This is a genomic window from Carboxydothermus pertinax (assembly GCF_001950255.1).
Classification (GTDB): Bacteria; Bacillota; Z-2901; order Carboxydothermales; family Carboxydothermaceae; genus Carboxydothermus; species Carboxydothermus pertinax.
In genome coordinates this window covers 1-271 of sequence record NZ_BDJK01000081.1, presented here as the reverse complement: position 1 = coordinate 271, position 271 = coordinate 1, and the positions used below count along the sequence as shown (strand labels likewise).

The following is a 271-nucleotide window of genomic DNA, read 5'->3' as shown; positions in this document are numbered from 1 at the left end:
GAAGTACCTCTACCGGCGCTTATTACCGCCCAGCGGGGATTAAACGAACCCCGGTATCCTTCAATGAAAGGCATCATGCAGGCCAAGAAAAAAGAGCTAAAAGTAATACTGGCTACCGAATTAGGGGTAGCAGCCCAACCCAAAGTAGAAATAAAAGAAATCTTTCTTCCCAAAGGTAAAGAAGCGGGGAAAATCTTCACCGATGAAGCGGCCGTAGCGGTAGCCAAGCTAGTCAAAGCCTTACGGGAAGAAGCCAAGGTAATCTAGGGGG

The 271-nt window shown here is 48.3% G+C and carries 1 protein-coding gene; it reads left to right on the top strand.

What is annotated here, in order from left to right:
* Window positions 1-267 (top strand): electron transfer flavoprotein subunit beta/FixA family protein (locus cpu_RS13100; protein ID WP_439951483.1); only part of this gene is annotated, 267 nt, incomplete at its 5' end.
* Window positions 268-271 lie beyond the last annotated feature (4 nt).